General features: G+C 65.9%; 19 protein-coding genes. 12 read left to right on the forward strand and 7 right to left on the reverse strand.

The genetic code is table 11. The features are described from left to right. The first annotated feature begins 305 nt into the window (after nt 1–305). From AB4061_RS18140 to AB4061_RS18155, 4 genes are all read left to right on the forward strand, one after another. Nucleotides 306–1628, forward strand: a complete 1323-nt coding sequence (locus AB4061_RS18140) for a TolC family protein (protein ID WP_441636137.1) — start codon at nt 306–308, stop codon at nt 1626–1628. A 21-nt stretch (nt 1629–1649) separates the two neighbouring features. Beyond that, nucleotides 1650–2849: an efflux RND transporter periplasmic adaptor subunit gene (locus AB4061_RS18145; protein WP_441636138.1), complete on the forward strand. Its 1200-nt coding sequence runs from the start codon at nt 1650–1652 to the stop codon at nt 2847–2849. Nucleotide 2850: 1 nt separating this feature from the next. Then, nucleotides 2851–5946 carry an efflux RND transporter permease subunit gene (locus tag AB4061_RS18150; protein ID WP_441636140.1) on the forward strand — a complete coding sequence of 1032 codons (3096 nt, stop codon included), beginning with the start codon at nt 2851–2853 and terminating at the stop codon, nt 5944–5946. Between the two features lie 62 nt (nt 5947–6008). Next, nucleotides 6009–6191: a hypothetical protein gene (locus AB4061_RS18155; RefSeq protein ID WP_441636142.1), complete on the forward strand. Its 183-nt coding sequence runs from the start codon at nt 6009–6011 to the stop codon at nt 6189–6191. A 14-nt stretch (nt 6192–6205) separates the two neighbouring features. Here AB4061_RS18155 and AB4061_RS18160 read toward each other — a convergent pair whose 3' ends face one another. After that, nucleotides 6206–7129 carry a LysR family transcriptional regulator gene (locus AB4061_RS18160; protein WP_441636144.1) on the reverse strand — a complete coding sequence of 308 codons (924 nt, stop codon included), beginning with the start codon at nt 7127–7129 and terminating at the stop codon, nt 6206–6208. A 157-nt stretch (nt 7130–7286) separates the two neighbouring features. Between AB4061_RS18160 and AB4061_RS18165 the strand changes: the two genes are divergently transcribed. The 4 genes from AB4061_RS18165 (at nt 7287) to AB4061_RS18180 (ending at nt 9705) form a co-directional block, all read left to right on the forward strand. After that, nucleotides 7287–8030 carry an SDR family oxidoreductase gene (locus tag AB4061_RS18165; protein ID WP_441636146.1) on the forward strand — a complete coding sequence of 248 codons (744 nt, stop codon included), beginning with the start codon at nt 7287–7289 and terminating at the stop codon, nt 8028–8030. Between the two features lie 57 nt (nt 8031–8087). Then, the gene (locus AB4061_RS18170; protein ID WP_441636148.1) at nt 8088–8225 is read left to right on the forward strand and encodes a hypothetical protein; all 138 of its coding nucleotides are present in this window, start codon (nt 8088–8090) and stop codon (nt 8223–8225) included. After that, a complete protein-coding gene (locus AB4061_RS18175) occupies nt 8222–8779 on the forward strand; it encodes a hypothetical protein (RefSeq protein ID WP_441636150.1) in 558 nt (185 codons plus the stop codon). Before AB4061_RS18170 ends, AB4061_RS18175 begins: the two co-directional genes overlap by 4 nt. Before the next feature lie 113 nt (nt 8780–8892). Next, nucleotides 8893–9705 carry a DUF3047 domain-containing protein gene (locus AB4061_RS18180; RefSeq protein ID WP_441636152.1) on the forward strand — a complete coding sequence of 271 codons (813 nt, stop codon included), beginning with the start codon at nt 8893–8895 and terminating at the stop codon, nt 9703–9705. A gap of 79 nt (nt 9706–9784) precedes the next feature. On the opposite strand, the gene AB4061_RS18185 is transcribed toward AB4061_RS18180, so the two are convergent. The 5 genes from AB4061_RS18185 to AB4061_RS18205 form a co-directional block, all read right to left on the reverse strand. Then, on the reverse strand, nt 9785–9991 hold the full coding sequence (locus AB4061_RS18185; RefSeq protein ID WP_441636154.1) for a FitA-like ribbon-helix-helix domain-containing protein: 207 nt from the start codon (nt 9989–9991) through the stop codon (nt 9785–9787). A 165-nt stretch (nt 9992–10156) separates the two neighbouring features. Then, nucleotides 10157–10939: a 3-oxoadipate enol-lactonase gene (gene pcaD, locus AB4061_RS18190; protein ID WP_441636156.1), complete on the reverse strand. Its 783-nt coding sequence runs from the start codon at nt 10937–10939 to the stop codon at nt 10157–10159. Between the two features lie 7 nt (nt 10940–10946). After that, a complete protein-coding gene (locus AB4061_RS18195) occupies nt 10947–11933 on the reverse strand; it encodes a tripartite tricarboxylate transporter substrate binding protein (RefSeq protein WP_183037122.1) in 987 nt (328 codons plus the stop codon). Between the two features lie 91 nt (nt 11934–12024). Continuing rightward, nucleotides 12025–12303 (reverse strand): muconolactone Delta-isomerase, encoded by a 279-nt coding sequence (gene catC / locus AB4061_RS18200; protein ID WP_416051144.1) that lies wholly within the window; start codon nt 12301–12303, stop codon nt 12025–12027. Between the two features lie 37 nt (nt 12304–12340). Then, nucleotides 12341–13462, reverse strand: a complete 1122-nt coding sequence (locus AB4061_RS18205; RefSeq protein WP_043352961.1) for a muconate/chloromuconate family cycloisomerase — start codon at nt 13460–13462, stop codon at nt 12341–12343. Nucleotides 13463–13578: 116 nt separating this feature from the next. Between AB4061_RS18205 and AB4061_RS18210 the strand changes: the two genes are divergently transcribed. Both AB4061_RS18210 and AB4061_RS18215 read left to right on the forward strand, forming a co-directional pair. Continuing rightward, the gene (locus AB4061_RS18210) at nt 13579–14475 is read left to right on the forward strand and encodes a LysR family transcriptional regulator (protein ID WP_441636159.1); all 897 of its coding nucleotides are present in this window, start codon (nt 13579–13581) and stop codon (nt 14473–14475) included. A 106-nt stretch (nt 14476–14581) separates the two neighbouring features. Then, nucleotides 14582–15166, forward strand: coding sequence for a hypothetical protein (locus AB4061_RS18215; protein WP_441636161.1), 585 nt, complete (start codon nt 14582–14584; stop codon nt 15164–15166). Between the two features lie 66 nt (nt 15167–15232). On the opposite strand, the gene AB4061_RS18220 is transcribed toward AB4061_RS18215, so the two are convergent. Continuing rightward, on the reverse strand, nt 15233–15937 hold the full coding sequence (locus AB4061_RS18220) for a FadR/GntR family transcriptional regulator (RefSeq protein ID WP_441636261.1): 705 nt from the start codon (nt 15935–15937) through the stop codon (nt 15233–15235). Between the two features lie 426 nt (nt 15938–16363). On the opposite strand from AB4061_RS18220, the gene AB4061_RS18225 reads away from it, so the two are divergent. Together AB4061_RS18225 and AB4061_RS18230 are read left to right on the forward strand one after the other, a co-directional pair. Next, on the forward strand, nt 16364–17611 hold the full coding sequence (locus AB4061_RS18225) for a branched-chain amino acid ABC transporter substrate-binding protein (RefSeq protein ID WP_441636163.1): 1248 nt from the start codon (nt 16364–16366) through the stop codon (nt 17609–17611). Nucleotides 17612–17728: 117 nt separating this feature from the next. Further along, nucleotides 17729–18670 (forward strand): branched-chain amino acid ABC transporter permease, encoded by a 942-nt coding sequence (locus tag AB4061_RS18230; protein ID WP_441636164.1) that lies wholly within the window; start codon nt 17729–17731, stop codon nt 18668–18670. Nucleotide 18671 lies beyond the last annotated feature (1 nt).

An 18671-nucleotide genomic window follows, 5' to 3' on the forward strand; every position in this document is an offset into this window, starting at 1 on the left:
AGGACATGGCAATCCGATGGATTTCGATTGCGCATTTCGCCATCTCCATCCGGAATTTTCGACGCTTTACCCCAATACTCCATGCGGGTAATCCACTAAATTTCCGAAAGCCATTTTCAATGTTCTGGAAGGGCAATTGAAAGCTTGCCCTGTCATAACTGTTACAAGTAGCGATGGGAGTGTTTATGATTAAAAAACCAACTAATAGAAAAGTTGGAGCAGCCGTCATCCTGGCCTTTTCGGCTCGGGTCGCATGGGGTGTTCAACTGAGCGGAGATACCGATCCGGTCCCGCTTGTTCCGCCTGTGCAAAAAGCGCCTGCTGCCGGCAAAGCGCCAGCCAGCGGGTGGGATCAGGCGGCGCCGCGCGGCGCCGGCGCGAGCGCCACGCCGGCGGCCACGCTCAGTGCCGAAGAAAAAACAAAGGGCCTCGTTGGCCCCGGGTTCTCGCTGTGGGAGCTGTCGGAGGAGTTGCGCGCCAACAACCCGCAACTGATCCAGGCGCGCTCGCTCTATATGGCGGCCAAGGCCACGGTGCCGCAGATCGCCGCGCCAAACAACCCGCAGGTGGGCTTTATCTGGGGCAACCTGCCCAAGAACAGCCCGCTGGCGCTGGCGCGCGCCGAGAGCTTCAGCTATACGCTCACGCAGTCGATCCCGTTCCCCGGCAAGAAGGCGCTGGCCGCCGATATCGCCAACACGCAAGCCGAATCGATCGACGCGCAGCGCGACGCCCTGTACCTGCAGCTCTACGCGCAATTGAGCACGACCTACTTCCAGGCGCTGGCGCAGAAGGCGCAGCTCGATGTGCTGCGCCTGAACCTCAAGCGGCTGGAGCAGGTCAAGCAGGTGGCACGCATCCGCTACGCCAACAACGCGGCGGGCTATGTGGACTACCTCAACGCCCAAGTGGCACAGAGCAGCGCGCAGAACGATATGTTTGGCCTGGAGCGCCAGCATGACAACGCGCTCAAGGCCATCAACACGCTGATCGGCAAGAACCCCGAGTTCCCGCTGGAGCTGCGCCCGGACGCCAGCGCGGCGCGCCTGCCGCCCACGCCGTTGCCCGAGCTGGAAGACATGGCGCTGCGCGATCATCCCAATGTGCGGACATCACGCTTCCTGGTGGAAGCGGCCGAGAAGGGCGTGCGCCTGGCCCGCAAGGCCTACCTGCCGGACTTCCAGATCATCGGCACCTTCAACGGCAGCAACCCGCCGCTGGGCTTCAAGCCGGCCAGCTACGGCATCGAGTTCGACGTGATCATCCCGCTGTTCTTCTTCACCAAGGAGAAGTACGGGGTGGATGAAGCCGTGGCCAACAAGGTGGCGTCCGACGCCAATGACCAGTCGGTGCGCCAGCAGACGCTGCTGGCCGTGGATACCGCGCACAACAACCTGCGCCAGTCGGTGAACCAGGCGGAGTTCCTGCGCCAGCGGCAACTGCCGGAGGCCATGACGGCCTACAAGATGGCCTTCACCAACTACGCCAACAACAACGCCGATTTCACCGATCTGCTGACCGCCAGTTCCGCGCTCAAGAATGCCGAGCTGGCCGTGACCCAGGCCGAATCCGATGCGCGCCAGGCGTACTACACCCTCGCCGCCGCGCTGGGACAAGAGAAATTCTGACGGTCGCGAGGCCTTGAACCTATGAACAAGAATCTGATGATCGGTGCCGGCTTCGTGGTGGTCCTCGCCGGCGGTATCTGGGGCGGGAAATACTGGGCCCTGGCACAACAGCCCGAACAGGCACAACAGGCACAACAGGCCCAACGGGCACAACAGGCGGAGCGAGCCGGCAAGGCCGGCATGGCCGCGCCCTACGCCAAGCCCGAGACGGCGAAACCGCGCCGCGTGCCGTCGCTGCTGACGCTGCCTGAAGGCGGCTTCGACCCGAACGCGGTCAAGTCCGCGGTGTTCAGCGCGCAAGCCGTGACGGTCGACACGCCCACGCCCGGCAAGCTGGCCTACAACGTGCAGCAGGCCAAGCTGGCCTCGGCCCGCGTGGCCGGCCGCGTCGAGCGCATCCTGGTGTTCGAGGGGGCCGTGGTGCGTGCCGGCCAGCCGCTGGCCGAGCTGTACTCGCCCGAGTACATCTCCGCGCAGAACGAATTCCTGCTCTCGCATAACGCCTTCAAGACGCTCAACAACAGCGACCTGAAGGAACTGGTGGACGATGCCCGCCTGACCATGCAGTCGTCCGAGAACAAGCTGCGCGTGCTGGGCGCGACCACCGAGGACATCGCCCGCATCCGCGAGCGCGGCGTGGCTTCCGACACGCTGACCATCCGCGCGCCGATCGGCGGCACCATCGTCAAGCGCGACATGGACCCCGGCTCCTACCTTAACGTCGGCGATTCGCTGATGAGCATCATCGACACCCGCTCGATCTGGTTCACCGGCAACCTGTACGAGAACGACATCAAGAACGTGCGCCTGGGCCAGGTCATCGAGATCGAGACCCCGGCCTACCCGGGCCGGCACTACCGCGGGCGCGTCAGCTTTATCGCGCCCAATGTCGACGCCGATACGCACACCCTGCAAGTGCGCTGCGACGTGCCCAACCCGGATGGCACGCTCAAGCCGGAGATGTACGCCACGGCGCGCATCGTCACCGGCAGCGCGCAGGCGCTGGTGGTGCCGCAATCGGCCATCGTCAAGGACCAGGGCAAGCTCTACCTGATGACGCAGCCGGACGACAAGCACATCGAGCGCGTGGCCGTGCAGGGCACGCCACGTAGCGATGGCACCTTCCAGGTCACCGAAGGCGTGCCGGCCGGCGCGTCGGTGCGGGTGGTGACGCAGGGCGGCATGCTGCTCAACGAAATGCTGCTCAAGCAGGAGGCCTGAGATGGTCTTCTCGCCTATCAGAAGCATCCTCAAGCGGCGCCTGGTGATCGTCTTCCTGGCCGTTGGCCTGCTGGCGGCCGGCGTGCTGAGCTTCCTGCAGCTGCCGCTGCAGGCGTACCCGGGCGTGGCGCCGGTCACGGTGCAGGCCATTACGCAGTGGCCTGGCCGCAGCACGGTGGAGGTCGAGCAGCAGATCACGATCCCGGTGGAGAACGCGCTGGCCAGCGTGCCGGACGTGCAGTCCTTCCGCTCGGTCTCGCTGTTCGGGCTGTCGGTTGTGACCGTCAAGTTCAAGGAGGGCGTGGATAACTTCAAGGCCCGCCAGAACTTCGTCACCTACCTGTCGCAAGCCAACCTGCCGCCGGGCGTGCAGCCCAACCTGTCCCCGGACGGCGACGCCACCGGCGAAATCCTGCGCTACCGGATCGAGGCCGACGGCATCGACGTGACCACGCTGAAGACCTACCAGGACTACAACGTCTACAAGGAAATCAAGCACGTCCCGGGCGTGGCCGACATCACCGCCTTTGGCGGCAAGGTCAAGCAATACCAGATCGTGCCGACGCCCGAGAAGCTGCAGGCCTATGGGCTCTCGCTCAAGCAGGTGGTGGATGCGGTGTCGAACGCCAACGCCAACACCGGCGGCGGCCTGATGAAGGCCGGCGAGCAGCAGTTCGTGGTGCGCGGCGTGGGTCTGCTGCAAACGCTCGACGACATCCGCAACGTCACCGTGTCGGTGTCCAGCGGCGTGCCGGTGCGGGTGCGCGATATTGCCGAGGTGCGGGTGGGCAACACGCCGCGCCTGGGCATGGTGCAGTTCGACCAGTACGACGATATCGTCGAAGGCATCGTGCTGATGAAGCGCGACGAGAACGCCACCGAGGTCCTGGCGCGGGTGCGCGACAAGATCGCCGACATCAACCAGAACGTGCTGCCCAAGGGTATCCAGGTCAAGACGTTCTATGACCGGCAGAACCTGCTCGACATCACCATGGGTACCGTCGAGCATGCGCTGTTTGTCGGCATCTCGCTGGTGCTGATCGTGCTGTTCATCTTCCTCGGCAGCTTCCGCGCCGCAGCGGTGGTGGCGGCGGTGATCCCACTGGCGCTGTGCGTGTCGTTCATCAACATGGCCCACTTCAAGGTGCCGGCCAACCTGATCTCGCTAGGGGCGATCGACTTCGGGCTGATCGTGGACGCGGCGGTGATCGTGATGGAGAACATCATGCGCCACCTGGAGGAGGGCGAGACCAACGTGGAGGATGGCATCGTCAAGGCCACCAGCGAGGTCCAGCGCGCCATGATCTTCTCCACCGGCATCATCATCGTGGCCTACTCGCCGCTGTTCTTCATGGGCGGGGTGGAAGGCATCATCTTCAAGCCGATGGCCTTCACCATGGGCTTCGCGCTGCTGGCCTCGATCGTGCTGGCACTGACCTTCGTGCCGGCGGTGACGTCCTTTGTGTTCCGCGGCTCGCTGCGGCCGCACTCGCCGAAGTTCATCGCGGTGATCCTGCGCGCCTACAAGCCCCTGCTGCGCAAGCTGCTGAAGAAACCCGGCCTGGTGTTCCTGGCTGCGTTCATCGGCTTGGCCGGCACGCTGTACAGCTCGCGCTACCTTGGCACCGAGTTCCTGCCCACGCTGGAGGAGAACAACCTGTGGCTGCGCATCACGCTGCCCAACACCGTGGATCTCGACTATTCGGCGTCCATCTCGCGCGACCTGCGCGGCTTCTTCCGCCAGCAGCCCGAGGTGAAAACCGTGTCGGTGCAGATTGGCCGGCCGGACGACGGCACCGACTCCACTGGCGTGTTCAACCAGGAATACGCGCTGTACTTCAAGCCCCCGGCCGACTGGCCCAAGGGTGCGACCAAGCAGCAGGTGGTGGAACGCCTGTCCAAGCACCTGGATCGCATCCCGGGCATCGAGTACAACTTCTCGCAGTACATCCAGGACAACGTGAACGAGGCGCTGTCCGGGGTCAAGGGCGAGAACTCGGTGAAGATCTACGGCTCCGACCTGGTGACCCTGCAGGACAAGGCCAAGGAGGTCGAGTCCATCCTGAAGAAGGTGCCGGGCCTGGCTGACGTTGGCATCTTCAAGGAACTCGGCCAGCCCACGCTGAACATCACGGTGGACCGCGAGAAGAGCGCGCGCTTCGGCATGAACGTGAGCGACATCCAGTCCGCCGTGCAGTTCGCGATTGGCGGCGACAATGTGACCAACATCCTGGAAGGCGAGAAGACCTTCGGCCTCTCGGTGCGGCTGCACGACCAGTCACGCAACAACCCGGACGTGATCGGCCGCCTGCTGGTGGATACGCCTGACGGTCAGCGCATTCCGCTGTCGATGGTGGCCAAGGTGGAGGCTACCGACGGCCCGTTCTTTGTCTACCGCGAGACCGGCAAACGCTATATCGCCATCAAGTTCGGCGTGCGCGGGCGCGACCTGGGCAGCGCGGTGGCCGAGGCGCAGGACAAGGTCAACGCGGCGGTGACGCTGCCGGCGGGCTACAGCATCTTCTGGGATGGCCAGTTCAACCAGATGAAGATCGCGCAGAAGAAGCTGGCGGTGATCGTGCCGCTGACCATCCTGGTGATCTTCCTGCTGCTGTACAGCACCTTCGGCAACTTCAAGGATGCGCTGATGGTGGTGCTGAACGTGCCGTTCGCCGCCATCGGTGGCTTGCTGGCGCTGCATATCGCGGGAGAGACCTTATCGATCTCGGCGGGCATCGGCTTCTTGTCGCTGTTCGGCATCGCGATCCAGGACGGGGTGATCCTGATCTCCTACGTCAACCGGCTGGCGCAGTCCGAGGATCTGCACGAAGCCGTGGTCGAAGGCGCCGCGCTGCGCTTGCGCCCGGTGGTGATGACGGCCATGCTGGCGGGCCTGGGGCTGTTGCCCGCGGCGCTGTCGCACGGCATCGGCTCGGAAGCGCAACGGCCGCTGGCGCTGGTGATCGTGGGCGGCATGGTGACCACCACGCTGCTGACGCTGCTGGTGCTGCCGGTGGTGTTCGCCTGGGTCAACCGCCATCGCGGGCGCAAGGGCGGCCCGGACGCGGCCTCGCTGACGCCGGCTGAAGGTATTTGAACCTGAACCAACCAGTGGCTGGTCCGCCCCGAGGCGGACCAGCCACGCAATGGGAGTCAATCATGAGCATGCGAAAAAATGCACCGGCGGCAATGCTGGCCATCCTGCTCTGCGCCGGCGTAGGCGTAGCCGGGGCTGCATCGCAAAAGTCGTCATCGGGCGGCAAGGGACCGTCGGCGCAATCGGGCCAATCCGCCAAGCAGGCGAGCCGGAACTCGGTGCTGCCGTCCAACGTGCGGAAGTAACCGGCCGGCGCGCCTCAGGCGCCGAGGGGAATCAAGCCCTGGTTCCCCTCGGCGCCCGCCTCGAACACGTTGCGCAGCCATTGCACGAACACCCTCACCCGCGACGATAGCTGGCGGTTCTGCGAATACAGCACGGACACCGGCATCGGCGGCGGCGGCAGGTCCGCCAGCACGACCTGCAAGCGGCCCTCCCGCAGCTCCCTTGCCACCCGATAGCGCGGCACCTGGACCAGCCCCAGCCCGGCCACCGAGGCGCCGGTGTAGAGATCGGCGCCAGTGACCGAAATGGCGGCCGCTAGTTGCACGGCCGTCACGCGGCCAGCTACCGTAAATTCCAGTGGCACTGCCTTGCCGGTGCCGCTGGAGATGTAGTTGACCGCGCGATGCGCCGGCAATGCATCAAGATCCGCCGGTTCGCCATAGCGAGCCAGGTAGGCCGGGCTGGCCACGGTCACCTGCTCCAGCAGCGCAACCCGGCGCCCCACCATCGACGAGTCCTGCAGGTTGCCCGCGCGCAGCACGCAATCCACCCCCTCGCGCACCAGGTCGACCAGCCGGTCGTCCTCGCCGATATGGATTTCCAGCTCGGGATAGAGCGCCAGGAAATCCGGCAGCACCGGCACCACGAAATGCCGGGCCAGCGTCCCCTGCAGGTTCACGCGCAGCAGGCCCTTGGGCGCGGTATCCCTGAATGACCCCTCCGCTTCTTCCAGGTCGGCTATCAGGCGCACGCAGCGCCGGTAGTGCGCTTCGCCGTCGTGCGTCAGCCGCACCGTGCGGGTGGTGCGCTCCAGCAGCCGGGCGCCGAGCCGGTGTTCCATGCGCTTGATCAGGGTGGTGATGGTGGCGCGCGGGATCCCCAGGTCTTCGGAGGCCTGGGTGAAGCTCTGGCGCTCGGCAATGCGCACAAAAGCCTGCATTTCCTGGAATCGGTCCATGCGTAGCTGAACGGGGCCGGAGTGGGCAATGAAAGACCCAGGGGCGCCGTATTGTTAATGCAGATGGAGCAATGATATCAATTCTCCACCAATTATCTTTGCATGGGAATGGTCCATGATCCATTTCACCAACCCACCACCAGAAAGGAAACGGATCATGCGCAACGCCAACCCCACCCAAGTCGCCATCGTCACGGGCGCATCCCGCGGCATCGGCGCCGCCGTAGCCAGGCGTCTGGCACAAGACGGTTTCGCCGTCGCCATCAACTACGCGGCCGGCGCGGCCCAGGCCGATGCCCTCGTGGCCGAGCTGAAGGCCGCTGGCGCGTCGGCCATCGCAGTGCAGGCCGATGTGTCCAAGGCCGACGATGTGCGCCGCCTGTTCGAGATCACCGAGCAGCAACTGGGCAAGGTGAACGTGCTGGTCAACAACGCCGGCGTGCTCAAGACGGTACCGCTGGCCGACACCAGCGACGCGCTCTATGACCAGACTTTCGACATCAACGTGCGCGGCACCTTCAACACCCTGCGCGAAGCCGCCGCGCGGCTTGCCGACGGCGGGCGCATYGTCAATTTCTCCAGCACCACGCTGGCGCTGAACATGCCCGGCTATGCCGTCTACAACGCCACCAAGGCGGCGGTGGAAGCGTTCACGCACGTGTTCGCCAAGGAACTGCGCGGGCGCGACATCACGGTCAATGCGGTGGCCCCGGGCCCGATCGCTACCTCGCTGTTCCTCGACGGCAAGACCGAAGAGCAGATCCAGGCCTTCGCCAAGATGCCTCCATTGCAACGCCTGGGCCAGCCGCAAGACATCGCCTGCGTCGTCGCCTTCCTCGCCGGCCCGGATGCCGGCTGGGTCAACGGGCAGATCCTGCGCGCCAACGGCGGCGTGGCCTGATCGCTCGCGCAACACGGGGCCACGCATCGCCACGCACGACGTAAAAGGGGGAACATCATGCAAAGCACCAATCAACAAGTCATTGTCGTCACCGGCGCGGGCACGGGCATCGGCAAACCGAGCGCGCAGGCGCTGGCCCCCCGCATCGGGCACGGGCCCGGCGCGGCCCTTGCTCACCGGCAGGAACGACGATGAAACGATGGATCCAACTTGCGTGCGCCGCGTTGCTGCCGGCTGTCCTCGCCGCTGGCGAGGCGCAACCGGCGCGGCAAGACGATGCCGCTATCGCCCAAGGCAAATCCATGAAAGCCTCCAAGACTTACCTCTACCTGCTGAGGAAGACCCCGTTCTTCACCAGCCTGAGCACCGCGCAACTGCGCTGGACCATCGATCATTCCCGCGAGTGGGAGGTGGAACCCGGCACCGTCATCACCCAATGCACAGGCGCGGGCGCCACCGATGCCTGGGTGCTGCTCGACGGCGGCTGGCAACTCGAACACGATGGCCAGGCCTATCGCGCCGGCCATGCCGATTCCGGCAAGTGGTTCAGCGCGCGCCAGGCCAGCGGTGCCTGCCGCCTGGTGGCGACCGGGCATAGCTACGTGATGCAGATCGCCCGCGCCGAGTTCGACGCGATGCTGGCCCAGGGCTTTGCCTTGGGCAAGCATCTGGACGCGGGCTACCGCTACTACGCCGAGATCTTCGGCAATGCGCCGGCCGGCGCGCAAGGGCCGCAGGCAGCGCCCTAGTCACCAGGTGCGCCGCTAGCGCGAACGGCAACACGTCGCGCACACAAAGGCCCGGGCCGCTGCCTACAATGGAGACAATAAGAACAATGACGGCGACCATCGGGCAATCGATCATGACCCCCCATCTGGCTTTGGCGCATTCCACCCGCTCGGTGGCGCCGCGCGCTCACGGGCTGGCCGCCCTGCTAGCGTGCGGCCTGCTGCTGGCGCACGCTGCGCCGGCCCAAGCGCAGGCATCGGCAGCATCGGCGCCGGCCCCCGCCGCCCCCGGCGCCGCCTTCTCCGCCGGCACGCCCGGCGGCGCGTTGCCGGCCGGGTGGAAGAACCTGCCGGTGGCGCACGGCAAGACGTTGACCCATTACAGCCTGGTGGCGGAGGACCACGCCACGGTGCTCGAAGCCGACGCGGCCGCCTCCGCCTCGGCGCTGATGCACAAGGGCAACAACCTGGACCTGGAGGCCACCCCGCAGGTCAGCTGGCGCTGGAGGGTGGAACACCCGATCGATGCGGCCGACAACAGCGTCGCCGCCAAGGAAGACGCGCCGGCGCGCCTGGTGTTCATGTTCGATGGAGATACGGACAAGCTATCGCTGGGCGAGCGCACCGCCATCAAGCTCGCCAAGATGCTGGCGGGCGAGGAACTGCCCTATGCCACGCTGATGTACATCTGGTCCAACACCGCGCCGGTCGGCACGGTCATCGACAATCCCCACACCTCGCGGATCAAGATGATCGTGGTGTCAGGCGGGCCCGACGCCGCCGGCAAGTGGCTCGCGCTGAGCCGCAACGTGGAGCGGGACTTCGAGCATGCCTTCAAGGAAAAGCCCGGCAAGCTGATCGCCTACGGCCTGCTCACCGATACCGACAACACGGGAGGGAACGCGCGTGCCTGGTATGGGGATATCCGGTTCGGGGCGGCAAAGTAGTGAAAACGAGGGCCACCGCGTCAGGTCCGCCTTGGCCCTCGCCAACGTCACTTCGCCACAATGTCTTCAGCTAGTCGGCTCAAGTGCAGCGCGCGAAATCGGCATCCTCACCAACGTCCGGCATGCTCGCAAGTACTTCGGCCAAACTATTTCGCGTTGTTTGTCTCAGCGCCTGAATGAGAATCTCGCGGTGTTCCGCCTCTTCGCTGCGCCCATTTGCAGCAGCACGCTCGCGCAGTTTGTGCACCAGCAATTCGTCAACACCGCGAACCACAAGTCTGGCCATGCTCATATCCCCCTGATGCGTTGGCAAAACCATAGCAGATTTTGCCCAGCACACATCCTGCCAGGGTAGCGGGAGGGGATAGTTGAGTGGCCGGTCCTAGACCCGGCTGTCATGATATCGACGTTGCAATCGACGCGCGACTGCGTGAACGGCGTCCGGCAGGCCTCAGCCTGCCAGGAACCCGCGAACCGCCTGCGCAAACCCCTCCGGCTGCTCCCAGTTCGACAAGTGGGCCCCGTCCAGCTCCACGTAGCGCGCCCCGGCAATCCCTTGCGCCACTTCGCGCCCTTGTGCCGGTGTGGTGGCCATGTCATGCGTGCCGGCAATCACCAGCACCGGGCTGGCGATGCGCGGCAGCTGCTCGCGCAGGTCGGCGTCGCGCACGGCGGCGCAGTTGGCCGTGTAGCCTTCGGGCGATGCGTCCAGCAGCATCTGGCGCACCGGCGCGATGCGCGCCGCGTTGCCGGCCAGCCAGGCGGCGCTGAACCAGCGCGCCAGCACGGCGTCGACGATGGCGGCCATGCCTTGGCTGCGTACCGTCTGGATGCGCGTGTCCCAGCCGCTGGCCGGGCCGATGAGGGCGGCGGTATTGGCCAGCACGAAGCGGTCGAAACGCTCGGGGTGATTGGCAGCCAGCCACATGCCGGTCATGCCGCCCATCGACAGCCCGCAAAAATGCGCGCGCTGGATGCCGGCGTGATCCATGATGGCCAGCACGTCCTGCCCGAGTTTGGCAAACCCGAACGGCGCCGGGGACGGCAGGCCGGAGCCCCCGTGGCCGCGGGTGTCGTAGCGCAGCACGCGAAAGCGCGGCAGCAGGCTATCCATCTGCGGCGCCCACATCTGCATGTCGGTGCCCAGCGAATTGGACATGACCAGAACGGGTGCGTGGGGCGCCCCCTCGATCTCGTAGTGCAGCGCGATGCCTTGGTGGAATGCAGTGGTCATGGCGTTCTCAGTCCGCGCGGATGCCGCGTTCGCGGATCAGCTTGCCCCATTTATCGGTTTCGGCAGCGAGGTGCTTGCCCAGCTGCGCGGGCGTGCTGCCGATCGGCTCGGCGCCGATGGCGGCCAGGCGGGTGCGCACCGACGGCTTGGCCAGCGCGTCCACCATGGCCTGGTTCAGGCGCGCGACCACGGCGGGCGGCGTCTTGGCCGGGACGAAGGCGGCGAACCATGGCGACAGGTCATAGCCCTTGACGCCGGCTTCGGCCAGGGTCGGCACGTTTGGCAGCGTCGACGAGCGCTTGGCGGTGGTCACCGCAATGGGCGTGAGCTTGCCGGAGTCGATATGCGGCTTGGCCGAGGTGATGCTGTCGAACATATAGTCGACCTGGCCGCCCAGCAGGTCCGTCATGGCCGGGCCGCTGCCCTTGTAGGGCACGTGGAGCATCTTGACGCCGGTGAGCGAGGTGAACAGCTCGCCAGCCAGGTGAATCGAGGTGCCATTGCCGGCGGAGGCATAGGTGTACTTGTCCGGCGTGGCGCGCGCCGCGGCGATCAGGTCGGGCACCGTGGCGGGCAGCTTCTTGGCCTTGCTGGTGACCAGCACGTTAGGCACCACCGCCAGGAGCGAGACCGGCGCGAAATCCTTCACCGGGTCATAGCTGAGCCGGCCGTACAGCGCGGGGTTCACCGCCATGCCGTTGGCCACGATGATCAGCGTGTAGCCATCCGCGGGCGAGCGCGCCACCATCTCCGCGCCGATATTGCCGCCAGCGCCGGGGCGGTTTTCCACCACGATGGACTGGCCCAGGCTCCTCGACATTTCCTCGCCCAGCGTGCGGGCGATATTGTCCATCGCGCCGCCCGCGGGGAATGGCACGACCCAGCGGATCGGGTGATCGGGATAGGTGTCGGCGTGGGCGGCCGACGGCAGCACGGCCAGGGTGGCCAGCGCACAGGCGCAGGCGGCCCACGCGCGCAGGAATGGCAAGCGCATCAGAGTCTCCTCCAAATGGATTCGGAGTTGGTGTTGGAACGCGGCCAGCGGAGGCCGCGGCGGTATTCAGGGTAACGGCGCGCCGGCTGGCTTACTTGATCGACGACGGGTGCTTGGCCAGCGGCGTGACATGGATTTCCATGTACGGGAACAGCGGCAGGCTGGAGAGCATGGTGTGGAGTTCGTCGTTGGACTCGGCATCGAACACGCTGTAGTTGGCGTACTCGCCCACCACGCGCCACAGATGCGGCCACTTGCCCTGGCGCTGCAGGTCCTGCGAGTACGCCTTCTCGCGCGCCTTGATCTCGTCGGCCAGCGCGGCCGGCATGTCCGCGGGCATCTTTACGTCCATTCTCACCAGAAACAACATGCTTGAATCCTCGGTCTATGTTTGCTTGGGCAGCGCCTCAGGCGGCGCGGCGGTAATGGGCCAGCTTGTCTTCGTCCAGCGTCAGGCCAAGCCCCGGGCCAACCGGCAGGTGCAAGGCAAAGTCACGGTACTCGGGGCGGGCCGTCACCACATCATCCTTGAGAAGCAGCGGGCCGAACAGCTCGGTGCCCCAGGCCAGCCGCGGCAGCGTGGCAAAGCCGTGGGCAGCGGCGATGGTGCCCACGCTGCCTTCCAGCATGGTGCCGCCGTACAGCGCGATGCCGGCCGCATCGCCTACCGCCGCCGTGCGCAGCATCTCGAAGATGCCGCCGGATTTGGAGATCTTCAGCGCGAACACGTCCGCGCCGGCGATGCGCGCCAGTTCCATCGCATCCTCGGGACCGCACACGGCCTCATCGGCCATCACCGGCACCACGAAGCGCGCCGCCAGCCGGGCCAGCGCGCCGCGCTGCTCGCGCGGCACCGGCTGCTCGACGAGATCGATGCCGGCGGCTTCCAGCATGGCGATGCCGGTGGCGGCATCGGCTTCGTTCCAGGCCTGGTTGACGTCCACGGTCACGCGGGCACGGTCGCCCAGCGCGCGCTTGATGGCCGACACATGAGCCACGTCGTCGCGCACGCTGCGACGCCCGATCTTGAGCTTGAAGGTGTTGTGGCGGCGCTCGGCCAGCAGGGTTTCGGCTTCTTCGATATCCCGGCCGGTGTCTCCGCTGGCGAGCGTCCACAGGCAGGCCAGGTTCGGCCGCACCGCGCCGCCCAGCAACTCGGACAGGGGCAGGCCCAGGCGCTTGCCCTGCGCATCGAGCAGCGCGGACTCCAGCGCCGACTTGGCAAAGCGATTGCCCCGCGCCACCGAAGCCAGGCGCTGCATGGCGGCGTGGATATTGCACGCGTCGATGCCGGCCAGTGCAGGTGCCAGGTAGGTATCGATGGTCAGCTTGATGCCCTCGGGGCTTTCGTCGCCGTAGCTCAGGCCGCCGATGGTGGTGGCTTCGCCAATCCCCTCGATGCCGTCGCTGCAACGCAGCCGCACGATCACCAGGGTCTGGCGCTGCATGGTGGTCATGGCAAGCTGGTGCGCCCGGATGGTGGGCAGGTCGACCAGGATGGCTTCGACGGAGGTGACGGTTGCTTTCATGCTGGGTGTCTGCCAAGTATGGAATACGTTGAGAAGCAGTATGTGGCTTGACATCCAGGGTGTCCAAGACCGAGTATGTCCCGATCAATACCTTTTAAGTATGAAAGGATGGGATCATGGAGCTACGTCACCTGCGTTATTTCCAGGCCGTCGCGGCCGAACTCAACTTCACCCGCGCGGCTGAGCGCCTGCATATCGCCCAGCCGCCGCTGTCGCGCCAGATCCGCCAGCTGGAGGACGAAATCGGCACCGTGCTGCTGGACCGTTCCGCGCGCGCGGTGCGGCTGACCGAGGCCGGCCGCTTCCTGCTGGAGCAATCGCTGCAGCTGAACCAGCGCATCGACGAGATCGTGGAAGGCACGCGGCGCATCGGCCGCAATGAAAAGCGCTGGTTCGGCATCGGCTTCGTGCCATCGGTGCTCTATGGCTTCCTGCCGGAGCTGATCCGCCAGGTGCGCGGCTCCGACGCGGCCCTCGAGGTCGGCCTGTCCGAACTCACCACGGTACAGCAGATGGAAGCGCTCAAGGCCGGCCGCATCGATGTCGGCTTTGGCCGCATCGTGCTGGACGACCCCGCCATCACCCGCACGGTGGTGATGGCCGAGCCGCTGATGGCCGCCGTGCCCAGCGGCCACGCCGCGCTGAAGGGTCCGCCCATGACGCCGGCACAGCTGGCGGCCCACCCCTTCGTGCTCTACCCGGCGCGGCCCCGCCCCAGCTACGCCGATCACGTGCTGGCGCTGTTCCGCACGCAGGGCCTGCAGTTGCGCGTGGCGCAGGAGGCCAATGAGCTGCAGACCGCCATCGGCCTCGTGGCTGCGGGGCTTGGAATCTGCCTGGTGCCGGCATCCGTGCAGCGGCTGCACCGCGACGACGTGGCCTACGTGCCGATTGACGCCCCCGGCTTTACCTCACCAGTGATGATGAGCTATCGCAGCGACGACAGCTCGGCGCTACTGGCCGAGGTGGTCAGGCGCGTCGGCGAACTGGCCGGGACACCGCCATCGGCCTGAAATCCCGCCCCGGCCATAAGAAAACCCGGCGGCATCCCATGAATGGGTGATGCGCGAAGGCCGCTCGGTTTGTAGAGTGACTTTATAAAAAGGATACGGGGAAATCGTGCCATCGATGCACTCAGGGTCACTATCGGGCCGCGCCGCGCCACAGCGCGGCAGCAGGACAGCCAAGCCACGGCCGGGCAGCCTGCTCATTGCGCTGCTAAAAGCGTGCGGGGACACGCTGCGCAAGGCCTGGAGCAGCGAGCAAGGTGAGGTAGCACTCACCTTGCTCCACCCGCCCACGGCGCGCAACGCCACCTCCGGCCAGGCGCCGGACTGCGCCTGGCGCCTGCAACTCACCTACGCCGACACGCCGCTGACGCCGGGTGTGCCCCGGGTCACCGCCACCGCAGCGGTGCTGCGGGACGACGGCACCGACATCACCGCCTCACTTCCCCCGTCCGCATGGACCTGGCGCCAGGCTTCCGGCCTGTCGATGCGGGCCGGCTACGGCGCGGTCACGGTCGATACCGAGGGCCAGAGGCATGCCGTGTGCGTTTGCCCGCAGGGTGCCAGCGTGTCGGTCTCCGGCACCAGCCGCGCAGCCTGCCAGGCGATGGCATCGGGGGTGGAAGTGAGCGTGTTGCTAGCCAGCGGCGAGCGCTTGAGCCAGCGCTTCCAGCTGGGCCTGGCCGGGCTGGAATAAACCAGGCAAGCCCGGGCGGGACAAGAACGCGGACTGCCCATCGGCAGTTGCCGGCCGCCCCGCCAGTCACCCCTTGAGGTACATGTTCAGCCGCTTGGCGGCGTTGCGAAGGTGGGTCTCCGCCGCCTCCGCCGCCCGCTCGGCGTCGCCCGCCACGATCGCGTCGTAGATGGTCTTGTGCTCTTCCTGCACGGCCTCGACCATGTCCGCGTGATGGCTCTTGGTATTGCTCCTCGCCTGCCGGATCACGCGCCGCGCGCCGTGCTCCAGGTGTTCGCTCAACGCCTGGAAGTGCGGGTTGTGCGTCGCCTCGACAATGGCCTGGTGAAAGGCGAAGTCCTCTTCATCGCCCAGCCTGTCGTTGGCGATCTCGTACTCCATGCCAATCAGCGCGCGGCGGATCCGCTTGAGGTCTTCAGGCGTGCGGCGCATGGCCGCGAACCTGGTGGCCGCCACTTCGATCGTCACCAGCAGTTCCATCACCATGGCCAGCGAGTCTTTCTCGTCGATGGCCACATCCTGCATGCGAAACGCCTGGCGCTGGCTGCGCTCGGTCACAAACACGCCGCTGCCCGCCTTGGGCGCAACCAACCCCTCCGACTTGAGCTGCGACAGGGCCTCGCGCACCACCGCGCGGCTGACCGAGAACTGCTCGCACAGCAAGCGCTCGCTGGGCAGGCGGTCGCCCACGGCGAACTCGCCCGCCTGGATCGCCTGGATCAGGCGCCTGGCGATCTCGTCCGGCAGGTGTTTGGGCTCGGGATGGAACATGGTTCCCTCCGGGCGCTGGGTGGGCGGCGGCGCCGCGGCGCCGGGCACTGTCTTGTTCAATACGGGCTCCCTGGCGCCAGACAGCCTCTGGCTGGCGCTCGATTCTAAATTGGTCTTACAGGTCAATGTAGCACGTCTTAGCGCGCATGAAACGTGTGGAATGTACCAGCACGAAGCGGTGCCGGCACCCGTTATTCGTCCACAAGCCAAGCCCTTCAAGGGTATAAGCCCTTCGTTCCGCCACGCGGATACACATCCGATCGGACTCTCGGTAGAAACCCTCATGGCGCGCAAGTCGCCGTTGACGATCGCCGCCCATCTCCTTATAGTAAACCTGTCAGACCACTTTAACCACAGGTCAGACCACTATGACGGGCCAGTTTCGGCGCCCGCCAGATGAATCCAAACAATAGCCAGGAGACACCCATGAGCGGTAGCCGCATTACCCGTCCTTTGTTCGCAGCCGCGGCACTCTCCGTGCTGGCGGGCACGGCATCGGCGGCGCCGGTGAAGATTGCGCTGGTCGAGACGCTGTCCGGCCCGCAGGCATCCACCGGCCTGATGTTCCGCGCAGCGGCGCGCTATGCGATCGACAAGATCAACACCACCGGGGGCTGGAACGGCGAGCCGCTCCAGCTGGTCGAGTACGACAACCAGGGCGGCCCGGCAGGCGCGGCGGACAAGCTGAAGGCGGCCGTTGCCGATGGCGCCCAGATCGTCATGCAAGGTTCGTCGTCGGCCGTGTCCGGCCAGATCACCGAGGACGTGCGCAAGTTCAACCTGCGCAATCCGGGCAAGGAAATCCTGTTCATGAACGTCGGCGGCGAAGCCATGGAGCTAACCGGCGAGAAGTGCCACTTCTACCATTTCAAGTTCGCCACCAACGCGCAGATCCGCGTCAAGGCGCTGGTCGGCGCGATGAAGCCGCTCCATGCGCTGGGCACCCGCGTGTATTCGATCAACCAGAACTACTCCTGGGGCGTCGACATGGAAAAGGCCATCGGCGACTACGCCGGCGCCGGCGGCTACACGGTGGTGGAAAAGACGCTGCATGACGTGAACAAGGTGCAGGACTTCTCGCCCTACGTGGCCAAGATCGCTGCCGCCAAGGCAGACAGCGTGATCACCGGCAACTGGTCCAACGACCTGCTGCTGTTGATGAAGGCCAGCAAGGCAGCCGGCCTGAAGACGCGCTTTGCCACCGTGTTCCTCGACCAGCCGGGCAATATCGGCAACGCCGCCGACGTGGCGCTGGGCCACTATGTTGCCCACCCCTTCAATGCCGAGGCGGGTGGCGCCGACAGTGAGCGCTTCGCCAACGACTTCAAGGCCAGGCAGGGCCATATGCCCGCCTACATCGAGCCACAGACGGTGTTCGCGGTGGAGATGCTGGGCGAAGCACTGAAGACCGTGAAGCCGGAAGGCGGCAAGCTCAACACCAGCGCACTGGCCAAGGCGCTCGAAACCGCCAAGGTCAGATCGCCGCTGGGCGAGATGAGCATGCGCGCCGCCGATCACCAGGTGCTGCTGCCGATGGTGGTGTCCGTGGTCGCCAAGGATGCGAAGTTCAAGGTCGACGGCACCGACATGGGCTTCAAGCCGGTCAAGACCTTCTCTGCCGCCGAGGCCGCCACGCCGGCCCAGGCCAGCTGCAAGATGCAGCGCCCCAGCTGATTCCCCTGCCCAAGCCACCCTAGCAACATCAGCCACGCTCGCGCCGCTGCGGCGCGGGCGCTGGCAAGTACGGCCATGCGCCAGTTGGCCGCACAGCCTCGTTCCAAGGAAGCCTTCATGGAATACCTCGTCGTCTCATTGCTTAACGGCACCATCTACGGCCTGCTGCTGTTCATGGTTTCCGCTGGCCTGACCCTCATCTTCGGCATGATGGGCGTGCTCAACTTTGCCCATGCGTCGTTCTACATGCTGGGCGCCTACTTTGCCTATACGCTGCAGGGCGCAATCGGCTTCTGGCCGGCCATCGTGGTTTCGCCGATCCTGGTCGGGCTGGCCGGGGTGGCGGTGGAGCGCTTCTTCCTGCGCCGCGTCCATCACCACGGTCACGCGCATGAGCTGCTGCTGACCTTTGGCCTGTCTTTCATCATTGCCGAACTGATCAAGCTGTTCTTTGGCAACTTCCCGGTGGACTACCGCATCCCGGCGTCGCTGGACTTCGCGGCCTTCCACCTGGGCGTGTCCTCCTATCCCTTCTATCGCGTGTTCATGGGCGGCATCGCCGTGGCCATGTTCGCCGTGATCTACCTGCTGCTCACGCGCACCCGGGTCGGCATCGTGGTGCGCTCGGCGATCTACAAGCCGCGCATGGCCGAGGCGCTGGGCCACAACGTGCCGCTGGTCTTCATGGGCGTGTTCGGCATCGGCGCGGCGCTGGCGGGCCTGGCCGGCGCGGTGGCGGGCGCGTTCTACACCACCAACCCGAACATGGCGCTGGAACTCGGCGTGATGGTCTTCGTCGTGGTGGTAGTGGGCGGCCTGGGCTCGCTGGAGGGGGCCATGCTCGCCTCGCTGCTGATCGGGCTGATCACGTCGCTCTCGGTCGGCATCGATCGCAGCCTGGCCGACCTGCTGGCCTTGGCCGGGGCGGGCGCCTGGGCCGAACAAGCCGGCGGGCTGATGACCCTGAAACTCTCCAGCCTGGCCGGGACCATCCCGTTCGCGCTGATGCTGTTGATCTTGCTGGTCCGTCCGTCAGGCTTGATGGGCGAGAAGGAGTAAC

Source organism: Cupriavidus sp. YAF13 (genome assembly GCF_052113425.1).
GTDB lineage: Bacteria > Pseudomonadota > Gammaproteobacteria > Burkholderiales > Burkholderiaceae > Cupriavidus.

What these genes read in the sequence shown, in the direction of transcription:
- AB4061_RS18205 (WP_043352961.1), bottom strand. Translation starts at nt 13,462, where the DNA reads ATGAAAGCAACCGTCACCTCCGTCGAAGCCATCCTGGTCGACCTGCCC.
- catC (WP_416051144.1), bottom strand. Translation starts at nt 12,303, where the DNA reads ATGTTGTTTCTGGTGAGAATGGACGTAAAGATGCCCGCGGACATGCCG.
- AB4061_RS18170 (WP_441636148.1), top strand. Translation starts at nt 8,088, where the DNA reads ATGCAAAGCACCAATCAACAAGTCATTGTCGTCACCGGCGCGGGCACG.
- pcaD (WP_441636156.1), bottom strand. Translation starts at nt 10,939, where the DNA reads ATGACCACTGCATTCCACCAAGGCATCGCGCTGCACTACGAGATCGAG.
- AB4061_RS18210 (WP_441636159.1), top strand. Translation starts at nt 13,579, where the DNA reads ATGGAGCTACGTCACCTGCGTTATTTCCAGGCCGTCGCGGCCGAACTC.
- AB4061_RS18185 (WP_441636154.1), bottom strand. Translation starts at nt 9,991, where the DNA reads ATGGCCAGACTTGTGGTTCGCGGTGTTGACGAATTGCTGGTGCACAAA.
- AB4061_RS18230 (WP_441636164.1), top strand. Translation starts at nt 17,729, where the DNA reads ATGGAATACCTCGTCGTCTCATTGCTTAACGGCACCATCTACGGCCTG.
- AB4061_RS18175 (WP_441636150.1), top strand. Translation starts at nt 8,222, where the DNA reads ATGAAACGATGGATCCAACTTGCGTGCGCCGCGTTGCTGCCGGCTGTC.
- AB4061_RS18225 (WP_441636163.1), top strand. Translation starts at nt 16,364, where the DNA reads ATGAGCGGTAGCCGCATTACCCGTCCTTTGTTCGCAGCCGCGGCACTC.
- AB4061_RS18150 (WP_441636140.1), top strand. Translation starts at nt 2,851, where the DNA reads ATGGTCTTCTCGCCTATCAGAAGCATCCTCAAGCGGCGCCTGGTGATC.
- AB4061_RS18180 (WP_441636152.1), top strand. Translation starts at nt 8,893, where the DNA reads ATGACCCCCCATCTGGCTTTGGCGCATTCCACCCGCTCGGTGGCGCCG.
- AB4061_RS18155 (WP_441636142.1), top strand. Translation starts at nt 6,009, where the DNA reads ATGAGCATGCGAAAAAATGCACCGGCGGCAATGCTGGCCATCCTGCTC.
- AB4061_RS18145 (WP_441636138.1), top strand. Translation starts at nt 1,650, where the DNA reads ATGAACAAGAATCTGATGATCGGTGCCGGCTTCGTGGTGGTCCTCGCC.
- AB4061_RS18220 (WP_441636261.1), bottom strand. Translation starts at nt 15,937, where the DNA reads ATGTTCCATCCCGAGCCCAAACACCTGCCGGACGAGATCGCCAGGCGC.
- AB4061_RS18160 (WP_441636144.1), bottom strand. Translation starts at nt 7,129, where the DNA reads ATGGACCGATTCCAGGAAATGCAGGCTTTTGTGCGCATTGCCGAGCGC.
- AB4061_RS18195 (WP_183037122.1), bottom strand. Translation starts at nt 11,933, where the DNA reads ATGCGCTTGCCATTCCTGCGCGCGTGGGCCGCCTGCGCCTGTGCGCTG.